Raw genomic sequence first — 4,941 nt, 5'->3', positions numbered from 1 at the left:
CTTAAGAGTCACAACAGCGCGTCGTTGTGTGGAGTGCATTATAGGGATTTTTGAAATCCACGCAAGCACTTTTTTTAAGAAATCTCTTCGATAGATGATTTTTTAGACGCTAACTCCTTTATATGAATGCTATTCAGCCTTTTTTAAGGTTCGCTTACAACGTCTAAACCCATTTGCAGAAAGTATTTCATTCAGTTTATTCAGTCCCCTCTCCTTTTCTTTTTCAGTATAAAACTCACAGTTTCGATTTTCTAAAGCACCTCGAAGCCGCCAATAGAAAGCTTCAGTTGCCCCAATATCCGCTTTCTTCAAACGAACAATCGCATTTTCAGCACCTATTTGCCGTAAAGTATCAACATGCTCAATGCCCACTTTCTTCAGTGCTCTTTCATACTTAACCGATAAATTCGGTAAATCACGAATTCTCCCAATCTTAGATAGTGCAGAATCTAATTTTTCCTTCCTGATTTGACTAATAGAAAGAATAAGCAAGTTTCTCATTAAAGCATTATCTTTTAAAATACTTTCAGTTAAAGCATAATAATCAGATAGCACAAAGCGTTTATTGAGTTCATTTGTTGCAAAAGGTTTACATCCCAATCCTTTTAGCTTTATCGAAAGCTCATGTTTTGCACGCAAGTAAATCTTATTGTTTGCCCAAACAGCAAACATATCTTTCTCTTTATGAAACAGGCCATATCCCGTAAATAGATTTTTACTTGTCACATCTCCAATGAGTTGATTTAACAAATTACATACTTTACTGATATGATCATTTGGGATTATGAGAGTTTTCATTTTAAAACTCCTCCTTATCAAAGGGTTAATCACATACGACTAAACCAACAAGTACTTCTCAAAGTAGTTATATCATAACCAACTAAGTGTGACGAATATAAAAAATCAAATTTGTGAGAGAGATCGCAAATGTAAAATTTATTTATTGATAAACAACAAGATAAATATAAATAAGTTTATAGTTTAATATTTATTCCACTAAAACTTTTTCAAATTCCAGGAGTAAAAATGACAGTAGGACTCGTTCTTGAAGGCGGCGGCATGAGAGGAATGTTTACAGCAGGCGTTCTTGATGCCCTCATGGAACAACACATTCAGATAGATAAGATTATTGGCGTTTCTGCGGGCGCATTATTTGGCATAAATTATGCATCCAATCAAAAAGAAAGAGCGTTGAGATATAACCTAAAATATCTTAAAGATAAACGTTACATGGGATTTCATAGTCTTTTTACAACGGGCAATATTATCAATAAAGATTTCGCTTTCTATGATCTCCCCTTTAATCTCGACCCTTTTGATCAAAATGAATTCGAGAAATCTCACATTGATTTCTATTTAGCCGCCACAAACATTGAGAATGGTAAAGCAGAGTATTTCAAAATCAAAGATGTTTTCAAAGAGATGGAATACTTCAGAGCAACTTCGGCCATGCCTTTTGTCTCAAAGTTTGTAGAAATTAATGGACAAAAGTACCTAGATGGCGGAATTGCCGATAGTATTCCATTTGAAAAAGCACAAGAGCTCGGTTGTGATAAAATCATCGTTGTTTTAACTCAACCGATCGACTACCGTAAAACAAAATCTTCTTCTTTTTTATTCAAGCTTTTTTATCGCAAATATCCACACTTAGTTAAAACCTTAGAAAATCGCTACCGCACTTATAATGAACAAGTAGAAGAAATTATTCGCTTAGAAAAACAAAATAAAATCTTTGTGATTCGCCCAAATGTATTACTCAATATAGGTCGATTAGAACGAGATGAAACCAAAATAAGAACTGTATATGAACTGGGTAAAAAAATTCTCTCAGCACAAATTCAAGATCTAAAAAAATATTTAAGAAGTTGATTTTAAATAAACTATTTCTCAAATTTGGAATCTATTTCACATTTTTTCATCAAGGAAAAAATTTTCTCTTGATACTGTACATCAATACAGATATAATCTAGCCAAATTTAGATAACTCTATTCAAGAAGGTTTTATATGGCAACTCAAGAAGAAAAGCAAAAAGCGCTCGCAGCAGCACTTGGTCAAATTGAAAAGCAATTCGGTAAAGGCTCAATTATGAAATTGGGTGATACTCAAGCCCTTGACGTTGAATCTGTTTCAACGGGTTCTTTAGGTCTTGATGTCGCTCTTGGTATTGGTGGTTTACCAATGGGGCGTATTGTTGAAATTTTTGGACCTGAATCTTCTGGTAAAACAACCTTAACTTTATCGGTTATTGCTCAAGCACAAAAAGTAGGTAAAACTTGCGCATTTATCGATGCGGAGCATGCTCTTGATCCTATTTATGCGGCAAAACTTGGCGTTGACGTAAAAGAACTTTTAGTTTCCCAACCTGACAATGGTGAACAAGCACTTGAAATTTGTGATGCATTAGTACGTTCTGGTGCTGTAGATGTAGTCATTGTAGACTCGGTTGCAGCACTCACTCCGAAAGCCGAAATTGAAGGTGAAATGGGTGATTCACACATGGGTTTACAAGCGCGTTTAATGTCTCAAGCGCTACGTAAATTAACGGGTCAAATCAAAAATGCAAACTGTCTTGTTATCTTCATTAACCAAATTCGTATGAAAATTGGTGTCATGTTTGGTAACCCAGAAACCACAACTGGTGGTAACGCACTAAAATTCTACTCTTCTGTGCGTTTAGATATCCGTCGTACTGGTTCAGTTAAAGATGGAGATGAAGTCATTGGTAATGAAACTCGTGTTAAAGTAGTTAAAAACAAATTAGCCGCACCTTTCCGCCAAGTGGATTTCCAAATTCTTTACGGAGAAGGGATTTCGAAAGCTGGCGAATTAATTGAGCTTGGTGTTAAACACAAACTTGTTGAGAAATCTGGTGCATGGTATGCATACAACGGTGAAAAGATTGGTCAAGGTAAAGCTAACGCGATGAAATGGTTAAACGAAAACCCTGCTAAATCTAATGAACTTGAAGCGAAGCTTCGTGCTGAATTAGTAGCCAATCCAGAACAGGCATTAATGGCCGACATTGAGCAATCTAACGATGACGCAGAAAGCGACTTCTAATCACTAAAAGTGCGGTCAAAATTGACCGCACTTTTCATTTCAACCATATTTGACCACAAGGAATTTATATGTCTTCTCTTGCTTTAAGCTATGTTGTTAATTTACTTGCCCGACGTGAATATAGCGAATTTGAACTGCGCAATAAAATGCAGGAAAAAGCATTTACAGAAGATGAGATCGATGAAACGATTGCTTACTGCCAGAGAAAAAACTGGCAAAATGATAAACGATTTGCTGAAAATTACTTACACGCACGTTCACAACGTGGGTATGGTGCTAATCGTATTAAACAAGAATTACGTCAACTAAAAGGTCTATCTTCAGACGTAATAAATGAAGTTCTTGGAGAAAGTGAAATTAATTGGGCTGAAATCGCAGAAAAGGTTCTACGTAAAAAGTTTCCTAATTATGCAGAACCTCAACCAATCAAAAGCAAACAAAAAATTTGGCAGTATATGCTCTCTCATGGATTTTATTCTGAAGAATTTAGCGATTTTATCGGAAATGGAATAGAAGGCTGATGAGTCTAAAGAAATAAATCCCTAATACTGTAAAAATTAAGCAACCAACTAAATGACTCACTAAAACAAACAATCCATTTCCCCACTCTTCTTTAAAAAAGAGTTCTATTACTTCACCTGAAAAAGAAGAAAAGGTGGTAAGAGCACCGAGAAATCCTGTTACTAAGAATAATCGCCATTCAGGGCTAAATTGCGGGAAGGTCCAAAAGGCTGCTAATAAAATCCCCATCAAAAAGCAGCCAATAAAATTAGCCACAAGTGTACCAAATGCAAGCGAACTAAACAGGGAATTAAGCCATAAACCTAATCCCCAGCGTAAAGAGGCACCAATTGCCGCACCGGCACTAACCAGAAAAATTGACTGAAACATCTATTTAATACCAAAAATTTCTGCTAAATGTTTGGCCACTGCTTCGTCTTTATTGAACCCGATCTCTTCCAGTTCTGGACAAGCTTCTTTTAAACGAGAATCAGCATTTGCCATCACATAACCTTTACCAACCCAAGAAAGCATTTCAACATCATTCTGGCCATCGCCAAAAGCAATACAATCTTTTAATCCATAATTTCTATTTTCTAATAGGTGAGACAATGCATCGCCTTTCGATACATTTCTGTTCATCACCTCTAAGCAAGTTACCGCTGAATAAACAATTGTGGTTTTATCCCCGAAATGTGTTCTAAGATAATCTTCTAGTTCTATTAGATCTTTAGGATCATGAGCAATAAAAAATACTTTTTCACTTCCTCTTCCATGATGTTTTATAAAATCAACAACTTCGTACATAAAACCCGAATCCTTATGATATTTTGCTAATTCAGGCACATCTGTATTGATAAACCAACCATCATCTTGATAAGTATTGATACAAATTTTGGTGCGATCAAAAGGAATTTTATACAACTCAAGCACAATTTCTTCAGGAAGACTATTGCTATAAATAAGGTTACCTTTTAGGTCGCGTACTCTCGCACCATTAGAAGTGATCATTACAGCATGCTCAGCACCTATTTTGCCTAAAATAGAAGAAACATCTGTATGATTACGTCCCGTTGCTAAAATAATATCTACACCTTTTTGTTCTAATTTATTCAATACATCAATAGTAAACTCACCAATTACATGATTGGTATTAAGTAGCGTGCCATCAAGATCAGAGACAACGGCTTTAAATGGTAGTTGTTGCATAAAAACACCCGTATAAAAAATGAGTCTGTATCATACCAAAACGACACAATTTTTGACCGCACTTTCTATGATAAAAACAACATTCATTGATAAAAAACAAAAAGGCGTATCTTTCGATACGCCTTCTTAATCTAACTCGTTACAGTTAATACATCAATTATTTGATGATT

At 35.4% G+C, this 4,941-nt stretch carries 6 protein-coding genes; 3 read left to right on the top strand and 3 right to left on the bottom strand.

The genetic code is table 11. From position 1 onward, the window contains the following. Positions 1-129 precede the first annotated feature (129 nt). Complete coding sequence (locus HMPREF3020_RS01755; protein ID WP_070775356.1) at positions 130-798, bottom strand: TfoX/Sxy family DNA transformation protein; 669 nt, start codon at positions 796-798, stop codon at positions 130-132. A gap of 228 nt (positions 799-1,026) precedes the next feature. Between HMPREF3020_RS01755 and HMPREF3020_RS01750 the strand changes: the two genes are divergently transcribed. The 3 genes from HMPREF3020_RS01750 to recX all read left to right on the top strand — a co-directional run bounded on the left by HMPREF3020_RS01750 (position 1,027) and on the right by recX (position 3,582). After that, entirely contained in the window at positions 1,027-1,869 is an 843-nt protein-coding gene (locus HMPREF3020_RS01750; RefSeq protein ID WP_070589836.1) for a patatin-like phospholipase family protein, read from the top strand. Positions 1,870-2,005: 136 nt separating this feature from the next. Then, complete coding sequence (gene recA / locus HMPREF3020_RS01745; RefSeq protein ID WP_070589839.1) at positions 2,006-3,061, top strand: recombinase RecA; 1,056 nt, start codon at positions 2,006-2,008, stop codon at positions 3,059-3,061. A 68-nt stretch (positions 3,062-3,129) separates the two neighbouring features. After that, positions 3,130-3,582 carry a recombination regulator RecX gene (recX, locus tag HMPREF3020_RS01740; RefSeq protein WP_070589842.1) on the top strand — a complete coding sequence of 151 codons (453 nt, stop codon included), beginning with the start codon at positions 3,130-3,132 and terminating at the stop codon, positions 3,580-3,582. Here the strand turns inward: recX and crcB are convergent. Together crcB and HMPREF3020_RS01730 are read right to left on the bottom strand one after the other, a co-directional pair. Beyond that, the gene (crcB, locus tag HMPREF3020_RS01735) at positions 3,557-3,952 is read right to left on the bottom strand and encodes a fluoride efflux transporter CrcB (protein ID WP_049369600.1); all 396 of its coding nucleotides are present in this window, start codon (positions 3,950-3,952) and stop codon (positions 3,557-3,559) included. The two genes, recX and crcB, sit on opposite strands and share 26 nt — an antisense overlap. Continuing rightward, positions 3,953-4,771 carry a Cof-type HAD-IIB family hydrolase gene (locus tag HMPREF3020_RS01730; protein ID WP_070775355.1) on the bottom strand — a complete coding sequence of 273 codons (819 nt, stop codon included), beginning with the start codon at positions 4,769-4,771 and terminating at the stop codon, positions 3,953-3,955. It lies immediately after the preceding gene. Positions 4,772-4,941 lie beyond the last annotated feature (170 nt).

It is taken from the genome of Haemophilus sp. HMSC068C11 (assembly GCF_001815355.1).
Lineage (GTDB): Bacteria > Pseudomonadota > Gammaproteobacteria > Enterobacterales > Pasteurellaceae > Haemophilus_D.
This window is presented reverse-complemented; position numbering and strand designations above follow the sequence as displayed.